Annotated in this window: 21 protein-coding genes; 10 read left to right on the top strand and 11 right to left on the bottom strand. The window is 66.7% G+C overall.

Going from position 1 to position 18,984, the window contains the following annotated elements; genetic code table 11:
• Positions 1-54: 54 nt before the first annotated feature.
• Both VIK36_RS06085 and VIK36_RS06080 read left to right on the top strand, forming a co-directional pair.
• Entirely contained in the window at positions 55-1,755 is a 1,701-nt protein-coding gene (locus tag VIK36_RS06085) for an alkaline phosphatase family protein (RefSeq protein WP_324644506.1), read from the top strand.
• A gap of 169 nt (positions 1,756-1,924) precedes the next feature.
• Positions 1,925-2,722: a hypothetical protein gene (locus tag VIK36_RS06080; protein WP_324644505.1), complete on the top strand. Its 798-nt coding sequence runs from the start codon at positions 1,925-1,927 to the stop codon at positions 2,720-2,722.
• Between the two features lie 8 nt (positions 2,723-2,730).
• Here the strand turns inward: VIK36_RS06080 and VIK36_RS06075 are convergent, their stop codons facing one another.
• The 3 genes from VIK36_RS06075 to VIK36_RS06065 all read right to left on the bottom strand — a co-directional run bounded on the left by VIK36_RS06075 (position 2,731) and on the right by VIK36_RS06065 (position 5,659).
• Complete coding sequence (locus tag VIK36_RS06075; RefSeq protein WP_420716250.1) at positions 2,731-3,594, bottom strand: SDR family NAD(P)-dependent oxidoreductase; 864 nt, start codon at positions 3,592-3,594, stop codon at positions 2,731-2,733.
• 79 nt (positions 3,595-3,673) lie between these two features.
• Entirely contained in the window at positions 3,674-5,077 is a 1,404-nt protein-coding gene (locus VIK36_RS06070; protein WP_324644503.1) for a GntP family permease, read from the bottom strand.
• 36 nt (positions 5,078-5,113) lie between these two features.
• Entirely contained in the window at positions 5,114-5,659 is a 546-nt protein-coding gene (locus VIK36_RS06065) for a gluconokinase (protein WP_255174788.1), read from the bottom strand.
• 190 nt (positions 5,660-5,849) lie between these two features.
• On the opposite strand from VIK36_RS06065, the gene VIK36_RS06060 reads away from it, so the two are divergent.
• Positions 5,850-6,584 (top strand): FadR/GntR family transcriptional regulator, encoded by a 735-nt coding sequence (locus VIK36_RS06060; RefSeq protein ID WP_324644502.1) that lies wholly within the window; start codon positions 5,850-5,852, stop codon positions 6,582-6,584.
• Between the two features lie 65 nt (positions 6,585-6,649).
• Here VIK36_RS06060 and VIK36_RS06055 read toward each other — a convergent pair whose 3' ends face one another.
• The 6 genes from VIK36_RS06055 to VIK36_RS06030 all read right to left on the bottom strand — a co-directional run bounded on the left by VIK36_RS06055 (position 6,650) and on the right by VIK36_RS06030 (position 10,885).
• Positions 6,650-7,603, bottom strand: coding sequence for a plastocyanin/azurin family copper-binding protein (locus VIK36_RS06055; protein WP_324644501.1), 954 nt, complete (start codon positions 7,601-7,603; stop codon positions 6,650-6,652).
• Between the two features lie 408 nt (positions 7,604-8,011).
• On the bottom strand, positions 8,012-8,215 hold the full coding sequence (locus VIK36_RS06050) for a cold-shock protein (RefSeq protein WP_015936345.1): 204 nt from the start codon (positions 8,213-8,215) through the stop codon (positions 8,012-8,014).
• Positions 8,216-8,418: 203 nt separating this feature from the next.
• Entirely contained in the window at positions 8,419-8,766 is a 348-nt protein-coding gene (locus VIK36_RS06045) for a PRC-barrel domain containing protein (RefSeq protein WP_324644499.1), read from the bottom strand.
• On the bottom strand, positions 8,753-9,163 hold the full coding sequence (locus VIK36_RS06040; RefSeq protein ID WP_255174784.1) for a hypothetical protein: 411 nt from the start codon (positions 9,161-9,163) through the stop codon (positions 8,753-8,755). Before VIK36_RS06040 ends, VIK36_RS06045 begins: the two co-directional genes overlap by 14 nt.
• Positions 9,160-10,386 carry an Nramp family divalent metal transporter gene (locus VIK36_RS06035; protein ID WP_324644498.1) on the bottom strand — a complete coding sequence of 409 codons (1,227 nt, stop codon included), beginning with the start codon at positions 10,384-10,386 and terminating at the stop codon, positions 9,160-9,162. Before VIK36_RS06035 ends, VIK36_RS06040 begins: the two co-directional genes overlap by 4 nt.
• A 10-nt stretch (positions 10,387-10,396) precedes the next feature.
• Positions 10,397-10,885: a hypothetical protein gene (locus tag VIK36_RS06030; protein WP_324644497.1), complete on the bottom strand. Its 489-nt coding sequence runs from the start codon at positions 10,883-10,885 to the stop codon at positions 10,397-10,399.
• A 233-nt stretch (positions 10,886-11,118) separates the two neighbouring features.
• Between VIK36_RS06030 and VIK36_RS06025 the strand changes: the two genes are divergently transcribed.
• The 4 genes from VIK36_RS06025 to VIK36_RS06010 all read left to right on the top strand — a co-directional run bounded on the left by VIK36_RS06025 (position 11,119) and on the right by VIK36_RS06010 (position 14,489).
• Positions 11,119-11,529: a TfoX/Sxy family protein gene (locus tag VIK36_RS06025; protein WP_324644496.1), complete on the top strand. Its 411-nt coding sequence runs from the start codon at positions 11,119-11,121 to the stop codon at positions 11,527-11,529.
• An 84-nt stretch (positions 11,530-11,613) separates the two neighbouring features.
• Positions 11,614-12,378, top strand: coding sequence for an alpha/beta hydrolase (locus VIK36_RS06020; RefSeq protein WP_324644495.1), 765 nt, complete (start codon positions 11,614-11,616; stop codon positions 12,376-12,378).
• A 99-nt stretch (positions 12,379-12,477) separates the two neighbouring features.
• A complete protein-coding gene (locus VIK36_RS06015; protein ID WP_324644493.1) occupies positions 12,478-13,386 on the top strand; it encodes an SRPBCC family protein in 909 nt (302 codons plus the stop codon).
• A gap of 20 nt (positions 13,387-13,406) precedes the next feature.
• Positions 13,407-14,489 (top strand): tellurite resistance/C4-dicarboxylate transporter family protein, encoded by a 1,083-nt coding sequence (locus tag VIK36_RS06010; RefSeq protein ID WP_324644492.1) that lies wholly within the window; start codon positions 13,407-13,409, stop codon positions 14,487-14,489.
• Positions 14,490-14,514: 25 nt separating this feature from the next.
• Here VIK36_RS06010 and VIK36_RS06005 read toward each other — a convergent pair whose 3' ends face one another.
• On the bottom strand, positions 14,515-15,216 hold the full coding sequence (locus VIK36_RS06005) for a hypothetical protein (RefSeq protein WP_324644491.1): 702 nt from the start codon (positions 15,214-15,216) through the stop codon (positions 14,515-14,517).
• Between the two features lie 312 nt (positions 15,217-15,528).
• Between VIK36_RS06005 and VIK36_RS06000 the strand changes: the two genes are divergently transcribed.
• The 3 genes from VIK36_RS06000 (at position 15,529) to VIK36_RS05990 (ending at position 17,191) form a co-directional block, all read left to right on the top strand.
• Positions 15,529-16,068, top strand: a complete 540-nt coding sequence (locus VIK36_RS06000) for a hypothetical protein (RefSeq protein WP_324644489.1) — start codon at positions 15,529-15,531, stop codon at positions 16,066-16,068.
• 23 nt (positions 16,069-16,091) lie between these two features.
• Entirely contained in the window at positions 16,092-16,415 is a 324-nt protein-coding gene (locus tag VIK36_RS05995) for a hypothetical protein (RefSeq protein ID WP_324644488.1), read from the top strand.
• An 89-nt stretch (positions 16,416-16,504) separates the two neighbouring features.
• Positions 16,505-17,191, top strand: coding sequence for a response regulator transcription factor (locus VIK36_RS05990; RefSeq protein ID WP_324644487.1), 687 nt, complete (start codon positions 16,505-16,507; stop codon positions 17,189-17,191).
• Positions 17,192-17,265: 74 nt separating this feature from the next.
• On the opposite strand, the gene VIK36_RS05985 is transcribed toward VIK36_RS05990, so the two are convergent.
• A complete protein-coding gene (locus tag VIK36_RS05985) occupies positions 17,266-18,945 on the bottom strand; it encodes a GAF domain-containing sensor histidine kinase (RefSeq protein ID WP_255174775.1) in 1,680 nt (559 codons plus the stop codon).
• Positions 18,946-18,984 lie beyond the last annotated feature (39 nt).

The raw sequence follows: 18,984 nt of genomic DNA, 5'->3' as shown, positions 1-18,984 counted from the left end.
GGCACCTGCCGCTTTCGGCGGCAATGCATTCGAGCAGGAACGATTGGATACCCCATGCCTTTTACCGCACCGAGATTCACCAGAAATAGAGTTGCTGCGGCCACCGGCGCGGCCGTCCTGGCTGCTTCGGCAGTGACGGCCGGACTGGTCGGCGTCAGTGCTGTGCCGGCCACCGCCGCCGGCACCCCAAACGGCACGGCGACGCCCATCAAGCACGTCGTGGTCCTCTTCCAGGAAAACGTGTCATTCGACCACTACTTCGCCACCTATCCCAAAGCGGCAAACACTCCGGGTGAGGCGCTGCAGGGCTCAGGCTCCCCTGCCGGCTCCTTCACGGCGGCGGACGACACACCCAGGGACATCAATGCCCTGGCCAACGCCGGCCTGCTGGCACCAAACAACCCCAACTCCGTCCAGCCCGCACGGCTCTCCCCGATGCAGGCCGTCACGTGCGACCAGGACCACGGCTACAAGGCCGAGCAGAACGCCTACAACGGCGGGCTCATGGACAAGTTCGTCCAGTTCACCAGCCGCGACGCCTGCGGCACCAACCAGTACGGCCGCCCCGGCCTGACCATGGACTACTACGACGGCAACACCGTCACCGGCATCTGGAACTACGCCCAGAACTACGCCATGAGCGACAACCACTTCAGCACCGTCTTCGGTCCTTCCACCCCCGGCGCGCTGAACCTGATTTCGGGCCAGACCCACGGCGCCAAGGAATACACCGCCGCCGGCCAGCCCGTCGCCACGCCGGCCACCGGAAGCAGCGCGGTCCGGCAGCCCGACGCGAACGGCGTCGGAACAGTGATCAACGACCCCGACCCGGTCTACGATGACTGCTCCAACAACAGCCACGCCAAGACCAACAACCTTGCCGGCATGACCGGCCGGAACATCGGCGACCTGCTCAACGCCCAGGGTACGTCCTGGGGCTGGTTCCAGGGCGGCTTCGCGCCCACCGCCGCCGCTGCCGATGGCACCCCGGCATCATGCCTTGCCAGCCACACCAACGCCGCGGGTGCCTCCGTGGTGGACTACTCCCCGCACCACCAGCCCTTCCAGTACTACGCCTCCACTGCCAACCCGCACCACCTGGCGCCGGCATCGGACGCGGAAATCGGGCACGACGGCCAGGCAAACCACCAGTACGACCTGACCGATTTCAGCAAGGTGGTGGACAGCGACAACATGCCTGCCGTGTCCTTCCTCAAGGCCTCGGAGTTCCAGGACGGCCATGCCGCCTACTCGGATCCGGTCGACGAACAGAACTTCATCGCCAAAACCGTCAACCAGATCCAGCAGTCCAGGAACTGGGACAACACCGCCGTGGTACTCGCCTATGACGATTCCGACGGCTGGTACGACCACGCCGCCGCGCAGCCGAAGAACGCCTCCACCGGCACCGACGACGCCGCATGGTGCCTGAACGCCGCTGCCAACGGCGTCCCCGTGGCCGGCGGCTACGCCGACCGCTGCGGACCGGGTCCCCGCCAGCCCCTGGTGGTCATCTCCCCGTATGCGAAGAAGAACTTTGTGGACCACACCGAAACCGACCAGGCCTCCATCCTTAGGTTCATCGAGGACAACTGGCACACCGGCCAGATCGGCGACTCCTCGGCCGATGCGAAGGCCGGGTCAGTGGATGCAATGTTCAACTTCCATCATGAGCGCAACGACAAGGTCCTGCTGAACGAACAGACGGGCGCCGTTGCCTCGATCACCCACAACGGGCACCCTGCAGGGCAATGACATAACCCCGCTGCTGCAGAGCAGGAACGGCGGGAGCGCTGTCCGGCATCAACCGGGCAGCGCTCCTGCCGCTTAACACTCAAGATTTGCGCTTAACCGCGGCTCCCCCTGATGGACGAAGCTACGCTGGCCGTGCCATCCGCATCCAGCGCACGCCATTGGGGGACCCATGCCTGCCAGTCGTAACTTTTCCACTCCTCTTCCTGCCCGCCGCCGGGAACAGGAACCCACGGCCGCCGGCCTCCGGCGGAAGGGCGCGAACAAGGCCCTGGGCGCCGGGACCGCCGCCGTCGCGCTGCTGCTCCTGACCGGCTGCACAACGCAGGCTTCGCTGACCGCGGCGGCCGGCCCCGCCACCGAATCCGCCACGGCAACTCCCTCTGCAAAGCCCATCGCGGACACACCCTGCACAAGCATCAATGCCCGTCAGGTCTCTGGCGGAACCACGTACATATGCACCAAGGACGAGTCGGGCAGGCTGGTGTGGCTCGAGGCCTCAGTGTCCAGGCAGGTCACCGACAAACTGGCCGCGGGCGCCGCAAAGGCGGCGGCAGAGAAAGCCGCGGCAGATAAGGCTGCGGCAGACAAAGCGGCGGCGAACAAGGCGGCCGCGGACAAGGACGCAGCGGACAAGGACGCCGCCGATAAGGCCGCGGCAGAGGCTGCTGCCCGGCAAGCGGCTGAGGCGAAGGCGGCCCAGGACGCGGCTGCAGCCAAGGCCGCTGCAGAGGCCGCCGCCAAGGCCGCCGCACCTCCCGCTCCTGCGCCCCTGCCTGCACCCCAGCCCGTGCCGGGAACGAACCCCGGCTGCGACCCGAACTACTCAGGCTGCGTTCCCATCGCCTCCGACGTTGACTGCGCAGGTGGAAGCGGCAACGGACCGGCCTACGTCCGTGGCCCGGTCGAGGTCATCGGCCGCGATATCTACGGACTGGATGCAGACCACGACGGCGTCGGCTGTGAGTGAAACAGCGGTCAGGCAAAGGCCTTGACCAGCTCTTCGCTCTTCTCCCACAGCCCGCGCGCCAGTCCGGCGTCGTAGGCCTGGGCGTTGGCCTTGGCCAGGGCGCGCTTGGCGTAGTAAGCGCCGGAAATCCAGTCCGTGCCGGCGGTGCCGTTGATGAGCCAAAGCATCGTGTCGGCACCCTGGTCCGGGCTGAGCATGAAGCGGTTCAGCAGGGTGGTGTAGGCGTGCCGCCACGGGCTGCCGGACTCCGCAGCGAAGTTGGTGCGGACCACGCCCGGGTGGAATGCCGCCGTCGTGATCCCCTGGTCATGGAAGCGGCGGTGCAGCTCGGAGGTGAACAGGATGTTGGCGAGCTTGCCCGTGCCGTAGGCGCGGTTGGTGCTGTACCCGTGCTCGGCGTTGAGGTCGAAGAGGTCCAGCTTGCCGAAGTTGTTGGCGGCGCTGGAGGTGTTGATCACCTTGGCGTCGCTGGCGGTGAGCGTGTCCATCAGCAGGGTGGTGAGCAGGAACGGCGCCAGGTGGTTGACCTGGAAGGTCGTCTCGTTGCCGTCCACGGTGAGCGTCCGCTTGCCCATGATCCCGCCGGCGTTGTTGGCCAGGACATCGATGCGCGGGTAGTTTGCCTTCAGTTTCTCCGCGAGGTCACGGACCTGTGCAAGGTCGGCGAAGTCGGCCAGGTAGTGGTCGGCGCCGATGTCCCCGGCCAGGGCGCGGGTCTTGCCCGCGGAACGGCCGACGACGACCACCTGGTCCCCTGCCTGGGCCAGCGTCCTTGCGGCTGCCGCTCCAATGCCGTCGCTGGCGCCGGTGATCACGATGGTGCGGGGAGTCGTCAAGGGGTGTCCTTTGGTCGGCGGGTGGCGCACCGGCATGGCACACCAAGGGGCATAACGACGGCGGGGCGGCCGGTGTTCCCACCAGCCGCCCCGCCGTGCTCCCGGACAGGAGGGGTCAGCCCACCGCGCCGGCCACCAGGAAGATGACGGCGGCGACGGCGAAGCCCATCACGCCGATGAGGGTTTCCATGACGGTCCACGTCTTCAGGGTGGTCTTGACGTCCATCCCGAAGAAGCGGCCCACCAGCCAGAAGCCTGAGTCGTTGACGTGGGACACCACCACGGATCCGGCGGCCACGGCGATGACCATGGCGGCGATCTGCATGCCGTTCAGGCCGCCACCCGCCACGGCGTGAGCAATCAGGCCGGCGGTGGTGGTCAGCGCGACGGTGGCTGAGCCCTGGGCAATGCGCAGGATGGCGGAAATCAGGAACCCGGCCAGGATCAGCGGGATGCCCACGTTGCCCAGCACGTCCGCCAGCGCCTTGCCGATGCCGGAGGTGCGCAGGACGCCGCCGAACATGCCGCCGGCACCGGTGATCAGGATGACGGAGCAGACCGGCCCCAGGGAGGACTCGAGCAGCTTCTCCAGGGCACCGGCGTCGCGGCCCCGTCGGGTTCCCAGCACGAACAGCGCCGCGAGCACTGCGATGAGCAGGGCTACCGGGGTTTCACCGATGGTGCGCAGGACCTGGAACCACTGTTCCTTCTTGATGGACTCATCCAGCGCACCGGAGGAAGCCAGGGTGTTCAGGCCGGTGTTGAGGAAGATCAGCACCAGCGGCAGGAGCAGCAGGCCGATGATGGTGCGGAACCGGGGAGGGTGCGCCTCGGCCTCGGCGCTGGCGTGGCCCAGGATTTCGGGGACGGGGAGGACCAGCTTCTTGCCCGTGTACAGGCCGTAGAGGTAGGCGGTGACGTACCACGTGGGGATGGCGGTGATGAGGCCGGCAATGAGCACCAGGCCGATGTTCGCGTCGAAGAAGGCGGCAGCGGAGACGGGGCCCGGGTGCGGCGGCAGGAAGATGTGCATCACCGAGAAGGCGCCGGCGGCGGGCAGGCCGTAGCGGAGTACTCCCCCGCCCAGGCGGTGGGCGACGGCGAAGACCACGGGCAGCATGACCACCAGGCCGGCGTCGAAGAAGATGGGGAAGCCGAAGATCAGTGATGCCAGGCCCAGGGCGAACGGGGCGCGTTTTTCACCGAAGATGCCGATCAGGTAGTCGGCCAGGACCTTGGCGCCGCCGCTGGTTTCCACGATTCGGCCGAGCATCGCGCCCAGGCCCACCAGCAGGGCCACGGTCCCCAGGGTGGTGCCAAAGCCGTCAACCAGGACGGGTACCACCTTGTTGGCGGGGATTCCCGTGGCGAAGGCCGTGGCGAGGCTGATGAGGATCAGGGCGATCAGGGCGTGGATCCGCAGCCGGATGATCAGGAACAGCAGCACGAGAATTGCCGCCGCGGCGATGAGCAGCAACGGACCTGCGCCCATCGTCTGGGTCCATCCTTCGATGGTCATGGTTCTCCTTTGAAACAGGGTTGGGGATTTGGGGGGTCAGGACGCGCCGGGCGCCTGGCCGGTGGGGAGGTTGAGGGCCTGTACGACGGCGGCGACCAGCTCTTCGGGTGAGCGCGAGATGTCGAGGCGGAGACTGCCGGCGGCGATCTCTTCCTGGGTCAGCGGCTCCAGGGTAGCCAGCTGGCTGGGCAGCAGCGTAGGCGGCATGAAATGCCCTTCCCGGCCCTGCATGCGCTCGCTGATCAGGTCCGCCCCGCCGTCCAGGTGGAGGAAGATGACCCGGCCCTGGGCGCCGGACAACAGCTCGCGGTAGCCACGCTTGAGCGCGGAACAGGTAAGGACCGTGCTCTTGCCGGCGGCAGCCTGGGCGGTCATCCAGTCACGGATCTCCTCCAGCCACGGCCAGCGGTCTTCGTCCTGGAGGGGGATGCCCTGGCTCATCTTGGCGATGTTTGCGGCGGGGTGGAATTCGTCCGCTTCGGCGCATGCCCAGCCCAATTGGCGGGAAAGGGCCGCGGCCAGGGTGGATTTGCCGGAACCGGCAACGCCCATGACCACGAGGTGCGTGGCTGGATACTGCATGTCATACCTCCGGAGAAGACGTCTTTGGCTTTCGAAGAAGCTCGCGGTGGACCCGTCTGAAACGGGCCAAGCGATAAGGTATCACCTTTCTGTCCAAAAGATGCTATCTATTCGTGTCACAAGTCATACCTTTGGTCCAATCCCCGGTATTCTGGGAGGGCGCAGCGGCGCATGAGCGAACGGGGAAAGAATGTCGACGGCGACAGTCCAGGATGGCGATGAAATGCACGACGGCGGGTCCTCCCCGGCCATGCACGAACGGGTGCTGGAGGCGGTGGGGGTCGCTGTCGCCTCCGGGCGCCTCGCGCCGGGAAGCAGGCTTACCCTTGAGGGCCTGCAGCACGACTACGGAATTTCGCGCACCGTTGCCCGGGACACCATGAAAGTCCTGGAGTCAATGAACCTGGTCTACTCCCGGCGGCGGGTGGGCATCGTGATACAGGACCCGTCGTTATGGAATGTCTTTGACCCGAAGCTGGTGCGGTGGCGGCTGGCCTCGGACCGGCGGGAGCTGCAGTACAGCAGCCTCACCGAGCTGCGCATCGCCGTCGAGCCCATCGCTGCCGCCGGCGCCGCACGCCGGGCCAGCGCCGCCGAACGCGCACAGCTGGTCTCCCTGGCCGGGGACCTCCGCCGGCTGGGGGAAGCCGGGGACCTGCAGGCTTTCCTTGCCGCCGACATCGCGTTCCACCAACTGCTGCTGCGCAGCTGCGGCAACGAAATGTTCCGGGCGCTGGAGGGAATGGTGGCGGAGGTCCTGACCAGCCGCACCCGGCAGGGGCTCATGCCGTTCAAGCCGCGGGCCGAGGCGCTGCAGGCACACGAGGATGTGGCAGCCGCCGTGGCCGGCGGAGACACTGCCGTGGCAGAACGCGCCATGCACCACATCCTCGACGAAGTGCGCGAGGCGATGGGGCTGCACTGACTGGGGACACGCAAAGCGGTCCGGCCGGGGCAACCGCCCCAACCGGACCGCGTGGAAACCAGGCGTCAGTCGACGACCTTCACCTTGCCCACCATGCCCATGTAGTCATGGAGTGCACAGATGTAATCAAAGGTGCCCTTTGTCTGGAACGTCACCGCGAACTCAGCGCCGGGCCACATGATGCCCGAGTTGAGGTTGCCCCCGGTGAAATGCGACGGATCGCCGGACGGGGCGAAAATGTTCGCCGGTTCGGTACCAAACGTAACGGTGTGGGGAGCGTCCATGCCGGTATTGGCGAACACGACGGTATCGCCCACATGCACCGTCACGGCGGGCCGCACGAAGCGCATGACCATCGCAACGCCGTCGTCACCGCCTGCGATCACCCTGTGGCTGTTGGCCTGGTCCGCCAGGTCCGCGGTGAGCTCGCGTCCGTCCCGCAGGATGGACCGCTCCTCGGCCCGCGATGACTTGTCGTAGTCTGACTGGCTGTACGGATAGTCAGTCCCCTGCTCACGGACGTGTACCGTCCCCTTCATCACCATGCCGTGGACCAGGCAGTAGTAGGTGAAGTCGCCTTCGCGCGGGAACGCCAGGCTGTAACTCCTGGCGTCCGGGAAGCCGGGCACGTCAACGTTGGCCAGGAGGCCCGAGTTGTAGTACGAATGCCCGTCGTAGCTGTCCCCTCCGCGCTTCAACAACTCATCGTTGTTGAACGGATCGAATGGCTGCAACGGCTGTCCCGACGCCAGGAACGTCACTGTGTGGATCTCCGCGGAGTTGGCCTCCCACGTAATGGTGTCCTGCTCGTTGATGAAAATCTCCGAGGGGAGGAACTGCATGCCCTGGATTGCCTGGTTGCGGGACTCAGAGCCCACCTGGACCTGCCACGTCCGGTGGCCCGATTGGCCCGCCGAGGCGGGGCCTGCTGCAGCCATTGAGGCCAGCAGCGAAAAAGCGAAGGCAACGATAAACGCCAGTGTCTTGAATCTGGAATTGCTTCCCCGACTACTCTTCATAGCAATGCTTCCTTGAACGGCAACCGGCCATCAGCCGGTATACAGCTATGGCCGATTCAAGTCACTGCTCATGGGGCCGAACCGGCCACTGATTATCGGAGTGAAAGTGCCGGCTGCCGATGCCGGGGAGCGCAGGCAGCCGGGCCGGCCGAGCATCGTGCCGGACATGCACCACCCCAACTGGTGCCGCGCTGGTTGGAGTTTTCCAAACGCCGCCGTGGGCGTGGGGTTGGCACGCTGCGTACGTACGCACTAAACAGATTGCTCCTTCAACTGAACTTTGTCGAGGAGGCAAAATCGAGGGCCTGGGAGCGGACCACAAAAGGCCCGGGTTAACAAAAAAGCAGGGCTTGCCGCGAAACGGCAAGCCCTGCTTTTGAAACCTAACGGTCCCGGATCCCTAGGAAATTAGAGAGCCTGGATGTTGGTGGCCTGGGGACCCTTGGGGCCCTGCTCGGTGTCGAAGGAAACCTTCTGGTTCTCTTCGAGGGAGCGGAAGCCGGAGGAGTTGATCGCGGAGTAGTGCGCGAAAACGTCCTGCGAGGAGTCGTCCGGGGAGATGAAGCCGAAGCCCTTTTCAGCGTTAAACCATTTGACGGTACCAGTAGCCATTATTTTTGTCCTTCGTGAAGGTGGAGGGAACGTCCCGACTTTCGGGCCCTCCGGCGTGGGGTGTTCAAAAACCGCTACTTCAGAAGAACACGGACTTTCGACCGTGCGTACTGCCTGAACTACCAACTGCATAAACACAACAACAGGGTCAACTCTACAGGAGATCCGCCGCACGCCTAATTGCAGGCCTGTTCAACTCCGTCCTATCCCTTCGCAGTGTCCTGCAGCGCCGGGCTGTAGCGGGTGAACCCGGGCCGTAGCCGGACCGAGTGTGAGCCCACCAGGGCGATGTCCTCCCACAGCACCAGGAAGGATCCGCGGTGCCGCCAGCGGAGGATCCGGGCCACCAGCCGGGGCCGCGTGAGGCCGTTCCGGTCGTAGCCCATGAAGGAGGCCGTGCTGTGCGGGCCGACGACCAGCCCCAGCAGGCGCGGCTCAGCCATCAGCTGATGCGGGGTGCCGTCCAGGACGAACCGGACATCTGCCACCCGGCCCAGCCTCCCGCCGTCGGCATCATGAACGGGGGTGCCCAGCAGGTCACCGAGGATCATGGCGGCCTCCCGGAATGCGCGCAATGATCTTGTCCCGGACCCACCGCTCCACCCAGCTCGCGTCCAGCGGCTCCCCGCTGATGCCAAGCCGCAGCACCACGCCCACCTCCGCCACGTCCTTCCACGGGATCCGGATCAGCCGGGACGACGGCGGCCTGCCGCCAAAGATGCGCGTCCCCAGCACCGACCCCGTCAGCAATGCAGTGACGACCGGCGCCGCGGTCCCCGCTTCAATCTCCACGTCCACGGCGGGCCCGCTCAGCTCGAGGTCGTCGACGGTGGTGACCGGGACGCCGTCGTGGTCCAAAACCTGCCGGTCCAGCAGGTGCAACTGGGCGTCCAGGACGCGCCCGGCCACCTGCGGGGCCGGAAGCAGCGGGTCGGGTGAGGATGTCATGAGCCGGCTCCTGTCACGATCATGAGGGGGATGGCGGCGATGGAGGCCACCAGGATGATCACCAGGTAGACCATGCCCAGGACATTGACAACCCGCCCGTTGACATGCTCGCGCATGTACTCGGGATCGTTGGCCACGATGAGGATGGGCAGGTAGGTCAGGGGCAGGGCGATGGCCGAGAACACCACCGAATATTCGGTGACCAGCACGGGATCCACGCCTGTAGCCAGGACCGCGATGCCCACCAACAGGCACACGATCATGGCCAGGTGGAAGCGGGCGGCCTCCGCGGGCCGGCGGAACTTGCCCCAGGACCAGCCAAAGAACTGGGCCAGGGTGTAGCCGCTGGAGAGCGTGGTTTCCAGCGCCGCACCGAACGTCGCCGCCACGATCCCCACCAGGACCAGCGCCAGCCCGATCTTCCCGGCGCCCTCCGCAACGGGCAGGACCACCTGGGACAGCGACGTCACCGAGATTCCGGCCGGCAGCAGGACGACGGCGGCGCACGCGGCGATGGCGACGGACAACAGGCCGCCCAGCGGGAATCCCACCAGGACGTTGATCCGCTCCTGGAGCAGGTCCTTCACCTTCCACCCCTCCTCCACGGCACCGGAGGAGAAGAAGAACACCTCATACGGGGTCATGGCCGCGCCGAACAGGGCTATGGCGTAATAGCTGTACGTCCACACCGTTTCCTGTTCCGGGACGGCAGGTGCCAGCTGTCCGGCCAGCGCCGCCCAGTCCGGCTTGAGCAGGAACAGTGCCACCGCAAAGATGATCAGGGTCAGCCCCAGCAGGCCGGTGACGTTTTCCATGATGGTGAACCGGACCCGCCAGACCACCAGCCACACTGCCAGCGCTGCCACGGGAATCCACAGCAGGTAGTACACGCTGCTGGCCAGCTGCAGGGCCAGGGCAACGCCGCCGATCTCAGCCGTCACGGTCATCAGGTTGATCAGGAACGACGCCGAAAGGTTGGCCAGCCCGGCCCGCGGTCCCAGCCGTTCGCGGATCACCTCGAACGTAGCCCGGCCGGACACCGCCGCCACCCGGCCGGACATGTTGGCGAACAGGCAGATCCCCACCACGCCCACAGCCACCACCCACACCAGGGACAGGCCGAAGCGGGATCCGACGACGGCGTTGGTCACCAGGTCCCCGATGTCCACAAACCCGCCGATGGCGGTGAGGATCCCAAGCGCGACGCCCAGGAGCCGCTTCACGGTTCAGCCTTCATTGGGACCCCACCTTGCCTTCGAGCTGCTTGAGGGCGTCCTGCGCGCCGGCGAGCGCCTTGTCCCCGTCGGACACGGAGCGGGTGCCGCCGTCGTTCGCTGCCAACGCGGCGCGTGCCGTGGCAAAGCCGGCGGCGCACTGGTCCAGCACGTCCAGCGCCTGCTTCTGGGTCTCGCGGTCCTCCTGGGTGGCCGGGGAGAGCTTCAGGACCGTGCCCCGGCTGGTCTGGATCTCCTTGAGCTCATCGTCAAGCGTGGTGGAGGTGGCGGCACGGGTCAGTTTGCCGTCCATGTCCTGGCGGAGCGCGATGCGGGCGGTGGCGACGGCGGAGGAACTGTCCTTGAGTGCCGTGGACACCGACTGGCTGGTGCCGCCGCTGCAGCCGGTGAGCAAAGTGAGCGCAGCAAGGGCCAGCCCGCCCAGGTGCTTCCGGCCCGGCCGCGTGCTGCGTCCAGCCGGGGCCGGCCCTGGAGTTGTCAGCACCATCGCCTCCAACCCTCCGGGGAAGCCCCCGGATCCTCGGAATTCGCCCTTCGCCAGGCAGCCATATTTTAGTTGCCTACGGTTAGGTATAGCACCCAGCCATGAAGTTTGACCTGCTCAGGGCCGGAATTCTTGCCTGCTGCACCGGGGTGGCGGCCAGCCCTCGACGGCGGCACCGAACAGGCATATCCTGCATCCAGATCTGCGGAAAAACCCTGCCACCGGAAGGTGACGCCATGGAAATGCCCAAGGCAACCGAGGAAGAAAAAGAGCGGTTCCGCCGAGTGGTCCCCAGCCATCCCGGAGTTGTGGTGAAGCCGATGTTCGGCAACCTGGGAGCGTTCGTCAACGGCAACATGTTCGCCGGGCTGTTCGGGTCCACCATTGGTGTGAAGCTCTCCCGCGAGGACAAGGAACTGCTGGAGTCCTCCGAACGGACCGTGACGTTCGGGCCGGCGGACAGGCCCATGGGTGGCTACACCGGACTGCCGGAGGTGTGGAATGAAGAGGGCGACGGCGATGACACCCGGGCGCGGGCCTGGGCCGAAAAGGCGCTGGCTTACGTCGCCACCCTGCCGCCCAAGGAGGCCAGGGAGCCCAAGGCCCGGGCCACCAAACCCGGGGCCCGCGGAGCGGCGGCGAAGTAACCGTGTCCGCCCCTGCAGCACACCCGAAGGAAACCAGCACATCGGCCGCGCACCGTTGCCGTGCCGCCTGAAGGAGCCCTTGCCATGGAACCGTTCCGGGTCATCCTCCTGCCCGGCAGCGTCCTCCCCGCCGGCCCCGCATACGGCGCGCTGCTGGCGGCACTGGGAGGCACCGTTGAGGCCGTGGCCAAGGACCTTGAGCTCTACGCGGGTGAAACTCCCCCGCCAGGCTGGAGCCTGGATACCGAAGCGGACGGCGTGCTCCGCGAGGCGGACGCCCGCGGCTGGGATACCTTCCATCTGCTGGGGTATTCCGGTGGTGGCGCAGCGGCCCTGGCACTCACGGCCCGGCACCCGGAACGGCTGCTGAGCCTGGCCCTGCTCGAGCCGGCCTGGGCGGGCACCTGGGACTGGAGCCCGGAGCACACGCGGCTGTGGCACCGCTTTGGCGAACTGGGCGACCTGCCGCAGGAGGAATTCATGGCCGCCTTCATAAGGCTGCAGGTGAAGCCCGACGCCGTCCTGCCGCCTCCGCCGCCGGGCCCGCCGCCGCCGTGGATGGCCAAGCGCCCGGCCGGGATCAGCGCCTTCCTGCATGCGTTCAATACCTATGCCCTGGACCGCGGCCGGCTGGCTGCCTTCGATAAACCGGTGCTCTTTGTGCTGGGCGGCATGAGCAGCCCGGATGAGCAGGGGGACAACGCTGGGCGCCTGGCCCGCGTCTTCCCTGATTTCCGGCTGGAGGTGTTTCCCGGCCGGCACCATTTCGACCCGCCGCACCGTGCGGAGCCGGAGCGGGTGGCCGCGCTGCTGGGTGCGCACTGGGCACGGGCACAGGCAGCGTCGTAGCTGCCGGCTGGGACCTTTTCCTCTGTTTATGCGGCGCCCCGGGGACTGCACTGGAAGGGACAATGCAGGAATCCCGCCCTGCCGGAAAGGAGACAGGACATGACCAGGACTATTCTCCGGAGCACCGTGATCAAGGCCCCCGTGGAGACGGTCTTCACCTTCCTGAGCGACCCGACAAACTGGATGACGGCCTTCCCCGGAGACAGCGACGTCACCAACCTGGACATCAGACCCGACGGCGTGGGCACGTCCGCGCGCTGGTCCGCCAAGGCGTGGGGCATTCCCATGCACGTGACCCACGAGTACCGGGAGGTGATGCCCAACAAGCGCATCGTATCCAAGGCGTCCGTGGGGCCTGTCATCACGTTTTCGCTGGAACCGCTCAACGGAAGCGGCACCGAACTGGCCGTCGAGTCAGCCCTGGAAATCGATGCACCCCTGGTCCGGGTTCCCGCCCAGGCATTGTTTGCCAGATTGACCGAAGACGACATCCAGGGCATGGTGGCCAACGTCAAGAGCCTGCTGGAGACCGGGAAGAAGACGGTCCCGCACGCCAGCGAGGCGAAGTTCAGCCAGACACTGACCTGGTCTGACAGCGTGACCATCGCCGCCGCGGTGGAGGACGTCTTCGAGCTGGTGAAGGATCCGCGGGTCTGGCTGGGGCCGGACGTCCAGATCTCGGACCTGGTGACCACCCCCGAGGGTGTGGGGACCACGTTCCAGGCGTCGTGGAAAGTCCTTGGCATTCCGCTCAAGACCACGCACGAATACACCGAGTACGTCCCAAAGAGCCACTTCACGTCCAAGGCGGCCTTAGGCCCGGTCTTCCGGGTGGAGGTGGCGCCCGGGGACGGCGGTACCCGGCTCAGCATCCGGTCCGATACCGTCCCCCGGAACATGGCGGAGGCCGCCGTTGACGCGCTCATCATCAAGATGTCCGAGCGTGGCCAGGCCCAACAGCTGGCCGGAATCAAGGCGAAGGCGGAGCGCCGCACCGGTGCCCTCTGAGCCACCCTAAGCTTGGTGCCATGGACACCGCCACCGACGCCCGGAACTCCTTCGGCTCCCGCGCCAGCCAGGCGGTCCGGACGCTCACCCCCGGCTACTTCGCGCTCACCATGGCCAGCGGCATCATCTCCGTGGGGCTCGAGCTTGAGGGCTTCCACGCGTTGTCCATGGCGCTGCTGGTGGTGTGCGCCCTCTCCTACCTCCTGATTCTTGTGCTTAGCCTGTTCCGCCTGGCCAGGTTCGCCGCCGACGTGCGCAGCGACTTCATGGATCCCGGGCGGGCGTTTGGCTTCTTCACGTTCATCGCCGGAACAAACGTGCTGGGGACGCGCCTTGGCATGGCGGGATGGCAGGGCGCGACGGCGGTGCTGCTTGCGGTTGCGGTGCTCGCCTGGGTGGTGCTGGGCTACGTCGTGCCGTGGACGGCAGTGCTGGGAAGGTCCGAGCGGCCCGTGGTCAAGGATGCCAACGGCTCCTGGTTCATCTGGTGCGTGGCCAGCCAGTCCGTGGCGGTTGCGGCCGCATCGATCGAGCCACTCGCCGGCCCGGACTGGCGCGCGGCCCTGGCGCTCGTCGCCGTCGTCGCCTGGTCGGTGGGGCTTATCCTCTATGCCGCCGTGGGGATCTTCGTCTCGCTGCGGCTCATGACCTACCCCATCCTGCCGCAGGACCTCCGCCCCCAGTACTTCGTGGCCATGGGCGCCATGGCCATCAGCGTCCTGGCGGGAGCCCGGATCGTGGAGATGGCAGGCGCGCCCATGGTGGATGCAACGCGCGGGCTGGTGGCCGGCGCTTCCGTGGTGTTCTGGTCCTTCGCCTCATGGCTCTTCCCGGTGCTCCTTGCCGCCGGCTGGTGGCGCCACGTGCTCCACCGCGTGCCGTTGTCCTACGAGCCGGGCCTGTGGAGCGTCATCTTTCCCCTCGGCATGTACGCCGTGGCCGGGATCTACCTGGGCCGCGCCGACCAGTTGCCCCTGGTGGCAGCCATCGGCCGGGCCGAACTGTGGCTGGCGGTTGCAGCGTTCCTCGCCACCTTCGGGGCCATGCTCTGGCACCTGTGGGCCACGCTGCTCGCACCATCCCTGCCGCGGACCGGCACCTGACGGCAGTCCCGCACAGCGTTCCGCGTCAGCCTGCCCGCGGGCCGGGGCCCTGGGCCCTCTGGCGGCCATCGCGGTGGGCAACGTAGGCGTAGACCATGAGGGCGATGCCGGCCACGATCATCACCGCAGGGAAGGCAAAATCCACCGGGATCAGCACGGCCATGGCCTGCAGCACGAAGATCAGGCCCATGACGGCAAGGATGCCCGCCGGAATCAACGGCCATTTCATCCGTTCCGTACGGTGCCCGCCCTCATCAACGCGGACCGGCACCAGGGACAGCACGCCAAAGGTGGCCGCCAGGCCAAGGAAGAGGACGGCTGCAGTGGGCGTACCCTGCAGTTCCTGCGGGAGTGCCACGATGACTGCCAGCGTGAACATGACGCCGGAAGGTATCAGCGCCCACCAATTGCCCCGTTCCCGCACGAACACGGCCCCGAACCCGGCACCCATGAAGAGGAACAGGAAGGCCGCGCCCCAGGCACCTCCGGTGAGCTCGGTGGCGATGACGACAGCTGCCAGGCCCAGGAACACGGACCCGGGAATGGCCGCCCACCAGTTCTCCCGGCGCCGGATGAACAGGGACAGGAACAACACCCCCACGGCCGCGAAAATCACCGGCGCCACGAAGGCAGCCGTGTCCATGACGCCCAGCCGGTCCAGGAGCAACAGGCCGCCCAAGGCAATGAGGATCACGCCTGCGATGATGCTTGCGTTTGCCGATTTCACCGTGTGCCTCCCGGATCCGCAGGCGGCCTTACACCGCCCTGCTTGTTTCAGGCTAGGGCGGCCCCGGACCCTGAAACAGGGCACAAAGCCCCCGGTGATCGCCGGTGGCCCGCTTCGAGGACGGGACCTTCAGCCCTATAGCGGGCGCGGGAGGCTTGGCATTCTTGTAAAGGCACCGTCCGGGTCCTCACATTGCGAGGCCGGAGCGGCTTTCCACAGTGAAACCCCCAGTGACTTTCCGCCGGAGGCACCGTCAAGGATGCCCGCCGGCATGCAGCCGCACCCAGCTTGCTGGATTTTGAAAGGGCCGACATGTCCGCTGACATCCTCACCTTCCGTCCCGCGCCCCTGTCGCAGGCGGACGCCGCACGCCGGCGGGCGATGCTTCTCCACCCGTCCAATTTCGTCCCGGCATCAGCTCCGGACGGTGACGACATGGAGAAGGCAGAAGCGCTGGCCGGCCGGTTCGACCCCCTGTACAAGGCGCTCCTGGACCGGGGACTCTCCGCAAACGGGGCCCGGACAGAGGTGGCCCGGGCGGCCGCTCGGGACATCTGGGACGATCTCACCGCCCAGCTGCGGCAGCACCGGGCAGCGGGCCAGCAAATGGATGCCAACGTCCTGGCCGTCGCCCTTGCATCGATCCAGTGCCTGAACAGCGTCCTGCCGCGCCGTCCTGAAGATCTCAAGCACGCTGTCCGCGCCGTAAGCACCGCACGCCGCCGGCTCCAATACAACGGAGGACTGCTGCACCGGCTGCATCCGCACCGCAACCCGGCCTTCCAGGACGCAGTCGCCACGCTCCAGTCGCTGGAGGTCTTCCTCGCCCGCCCACAGCAGCAGGCCGCCTGAGCCGGGGCAGAAGGGTACGGAACATGGCAACCATGGACGAGTACAAGGCAGTACACGCCGGCAAGGAACCGCCAGGCGGCCTGGAGCACGGCACCGAGCTCGGGCACGGCGGGTGCAATGTCATTTCCAAGGACAGTGGAGGGGTGGTGGGCCGCTGGGGTTCGTGGGAAACTGCCAGCGTGGCCCTGAACCGGCTCCAGAGGCTCGGAGGCCGGTATGAATACCGGCTCGAGGAGTCCCATCAATGGGTGCCGGGGCCGGAACACAGCACCATCTGCGCCGTCTGCAGCGCCCACCGGGAGGTTCCGGCTTATTCCGGGACGGCGCTGGGAATTGACTGGCCCTAAGTGCCCGATGATTAGTGAGGTTCCTTCCGGAGGGGCGGCTGCAGGGAAAGGGCAGCCGGGGAGGGCGTCGAGTTGATGAGAGCGTCTTCATGAATACACCTGCAGCACCCCCCAATGAGTCTTGGTCCGCCATCCTGCCCATCCGGGTCTTCATCCTCAATGACCACGAGATGGTCCGGAAGGGTCTCGGCGACCTGCTCGAACATGTTGGTTTCGATGTGGTGGGCGAAAGCGGTTCCGCTTCAGAAGCCCGGCGCCTGATCCACGTCCTGCAGCCGGACATCGTGGTGCTGGATGACAGGCTGCCGGACGGGACGGGCATCGAGGTGTGCCGCGACCTGCGCTCCACCTCTCCTGACGTGCGGTGCCTGATCCTTACCGGCTGGGACGAACAGCACGCCGTACGGGCAGTGGTCCTGGCAGGCGCTTCAGGCTACGTGCTCAAGCGGATCGGAGACAACGACGCCTTGATCAACTGCATCCGCAGCACCGCCGCCGGTATCCCACCCATCGGCCCCAGCGTCAGGGAGCGGGTGGCCGACGGCCTGTACGCCAGCGCTTCGGCCCCCTGGCTGAAGGCCATGACGCGGACCGAACGGAACGTCCTTGCCCTCATGGCCCGCGGACTCACCAACCCCCAGATCGGGCAGGAGATGGTGCTGCCTGACGACGCCGTGGCCGCCCACGTATCTTCCGTGCTCCATAAATTGGGCTTCCGCCGGCGGGGTCACCTGATTCCCGCGCCCATCCCCCGGGCGTGGGAACTGCTGCACTGACCCCCCCTGACCGTCACCCCGGCACATGTTAAGCCGGAACCACCCTGAGCTGGCGACCCATCCCGTTAGCCCGCTCAGCCGCCAGCGGGTGCCCTCCACGTCACACTGGTGCCTTTGCCGGGGATGCTGTCGATAATGCAGTCCCCGCCCAGGCGGGTGGCCCGGTTCTTCATGTTGGCCAACCCGCTGACCCGCTCAGGGTCCTTGAACCCGCGACCGGTGTCGCGGACGGTCAGGACCACCTCACCGTCCTGCGCGGCGAGCTGGATGGAGATGTCCTCCGATCCGGAATGCCGCACCGCGTTGCTGACGCCCTCATACAGCACCCGCAGCAGTTGTTCGGCAACCTCATCGTCCACCACATCGTCCACGGGGCCTGAAATCTGAATTCTGGGGAGGAACCCGGCGGCGTTCGCGGCTTCCTGCACAGCGCGCAGCAAGCGGCCGCTGAGAAGTTCTTTGCCGGGCTCGCGGGCCTGGAGCGAGTAGATGGTGTCGCGGAGCTGGTGGATGCAGTCGTCCAGTTCGGCGGTGATCCCGGCGATGCGCCGCTCATGGGCAGGCGGGTCCGCGGTGTAGCGGCGCAGGCCCTGGATGCTCAACCCGGCAGCGAAGAGACGCTGGATCACCAGGTCGTGCAGGTCCGCCGCGATCCGTTCCCGGTCGATGAACAGGGCGTGCTCTTCGCGCAACTGGTTCGCCTTGAGCAGGTCCAGCGTCAGGCCTATCCGGGATGCAAATACGGCGCTTTGCTCAACATCCACGTCCGTATACCGCGTTCCGCCAACAGCCCTGGCCAGGATGAGGACGCTGTCGCGATGGCCGTCACTGTTGCTGCCCAGGGCGGCCACCAGGACCGGCCCAAGCTTCTCGGCGGATGTCGGATCGAACACCAGGAGCGGGTCGGCCAGGACCCGGGACTCCCCTGTCTCCAGCACTTCAGACAGGAGTGCGGCGGCGGGCAGTTCCTGGCCCCCGGGCATCGCCTGGGCGCCCACCGAGGTCCGGCACCTGATGGTTCCGTCCGCACCCACCGACGCAATCAGCGACAGGACGGAGGCCGAGGCGTTGAGGGCGTGCTCGGCGATCATGTCCAGGTTCTCGATATCGGAACGCGGCTGGTCCTTCAAGCGGTCGCTGACTTCCATTCCCGCCTCCAGCCACCGCTGGCGGCGCCTGCTGTCATCGAACAACTTTGCGTTCTGGATGGCCACGCCGGCCGCAGCCGCCAGGGCAACAGCGAGGTCCTCGTCCTCACCTGTGAAGTCCTGCTCACCGATTTTTTCGGTCAGGTAGAGGTTCCCGAAGACTTCGTTGCGGACCCGGACCGGTACACCCAGGAAGGTGCTCATGGGCGGGTGGTTGGCGGGAAACCCCACCGCAATGGGATGCTCGCCCAAGTCATGGAGCCGCAAGGGCTTGGGTTCGCGGATCAGCTCCCCAAGCACGCCATGGCCTGTGGGCAGGTCGCCGATGACCCGGGCACCTTCTTCATCGATGCCCACGGTGATGAAGTGGCTGAGCTGTTGGTCGTCGCCGATGACGCCCAGGGCCCCGTAGCGCGCCCCCACCAGTTCGCACGCCGACTGCACCAACCGGTCCAGTACCGCTTCCAGGCTCAGGTCCTCTGTCATGGAGACCACTGCGCCGAGCAGCCCCTCGACATGTTCCTGTGCCCGGACAAGATCATCCGCCCGCTCTACAAACTCCCGCAGGAGTTCCCGGGTCCGCCGCCTAATAGGTTCACGCCACATGAAAATTACGCTCCAAAAATCAGCGCATCCACGGCGGGC

The organism is Pseudarthrobacter sp. LT1 (assembly GCF_035621795.1).
GTDB lineage: Bacteria > Actinomycetota > Actinomycetes > Actinomycetales > Micrococcaceae > Arthrobacter.
Note: the sequence above shows the minus strand (reverse complement) of the source record. Positions and strands in the feature narration are given on the sequence as shown.

Bases quoted from the DNA above. Each gene is read 5' to 3' on its own strand.
- VIK36_RS06085 (WP_324644506.1), top strand. From the start codon at position 55: ATGCCTTTTACCGCACCGAGATTCACCAGAAATAGAGTTGCTGCGGCC.
- VIK36_RS06080 (WP_324644505.1), top strand. From the start codon at position 1,925: ATGCCTGCCAGTCGTAACTTTTCCACTCCTCTTCCTGCCCGCCGCCGG.
- VIK36_RS06075 (WP_420716250.1), bottom strand. From the start codon at position 3,594: ATGCCGGTGCGCCACCCGCCGACCAAAGGACACCCCTTGACGACTCCC.
- VIK36_RS06070 (WP_324644503.1), bottom strand. From the start codon at position 5,077: ATGACCATCGAAGGATGGACCCAGACGATGGGCGCAGGTCCGTTGCTG.
- VIK36_RS06065 (WP_255174788.1), bottom strand. From the start codon at position 5,659: ATGCAGTATCCAGCCACGCACCTCGTGGTCATGGGCGTTGCCGGTTCC.
- VIK36_RS06060 (WP_324644502.1), top strand. From the start codon at position 5,850: ATGTCGACGGCGACAGTCCAGGATGGCGATGAAATGCACGACGGCGGG.
- VIK36_RS06055 (WP_324644501.1), bottom strand. From the start codon at position 7,603: ATGAAGAGTAGTCGGGGAAGCAATTCCAGATTCAAGACACTGGCGTTT.
- VIK36_RS06050 (WP_015936345.1), bottom strand. From the start codon at position 8,215: ATGGCTACTGGTACCGTCAAATGGTTTAACGCTGAAAAGGGCTTCGGC.
- VIK36_RS06045 (WP_324644499.1), bottom strand. From the start codon at position 8,766: ATGATCCTCGGTGACCTGCTGGGCACCCCCGTTCATGATGCCGACGGC.
- VIK36_RS06040 (WP_255174784.1), bottom strand. From the start codon at position 9,163: ATGACATCCTCACCCGACCCGCTGCTTCCGGCCCCGCAGGTGGCCGGG.
- VIK36_RS06030 (WP_324644497.1), bottom strand. From the start codon at position 10,885: ATGGTGCTGACAACTCCAGGGCCGGCCCCGGCTGGACGCAGCACGCGG.
- VIK36_RS06025 (WP_324644496.1), top strand. From the start codon at position 11,119: ATGGAAATGCCCAAGGCAACCGAGGAAGAAAAAGAGCGGTTCCGCCGA.
- VIK36_RS06020 (WP_324644495.1), top strand. From the start codon at position 11,614: ATGGAACCGTTCCGGGTCATCCTCCTGCCCGGCAGCGTCCTCCCCGCC.
- VIK36_RS06015 (WP_324644493.1), top strand. From the start codon at position 12,478: ATGACCAGGACTATTCTCCGGAGCACCGTGATCAAGGCCCCCGTGGAG.
- VIK36_RS06010 (WP_324644492.1), top strand. From the start codon at position 13,407: ATGGACACCGCCACCGACGCCCGGAACTCCTTCGGCTCCCGCGCCAGC.
- VIK36_RS06000 (WP_324644489.1), top strand. From the start codon at position 15,529: ATGTCCGCTGACATCCTCACCTTCCGTCCCGCGCCCCTGTCGCAGGCG.
- VIK36_RS05995 (WP_324644488.1), top strand. From the start codon at position 16,092: ATGGCAACCATGGACGAGTACAAGGCAGTACACGCCGGCAAGGAACCG.
- VIK36_RS05990 (WP_324644487.1), top strand. From the start codon at position 16,505: ATGAATACACCTGCAGCACCCCCCAATGAGTCTTGGTCCGCCATCCTG.
- VIK36_RS05985 (WP_255174775.1), bottom strand. From the start codon at position 18,945: ATGTGGCGTGAACCTATTAGGCGGCGGACCCGGGAACTCCTGCGGGAG.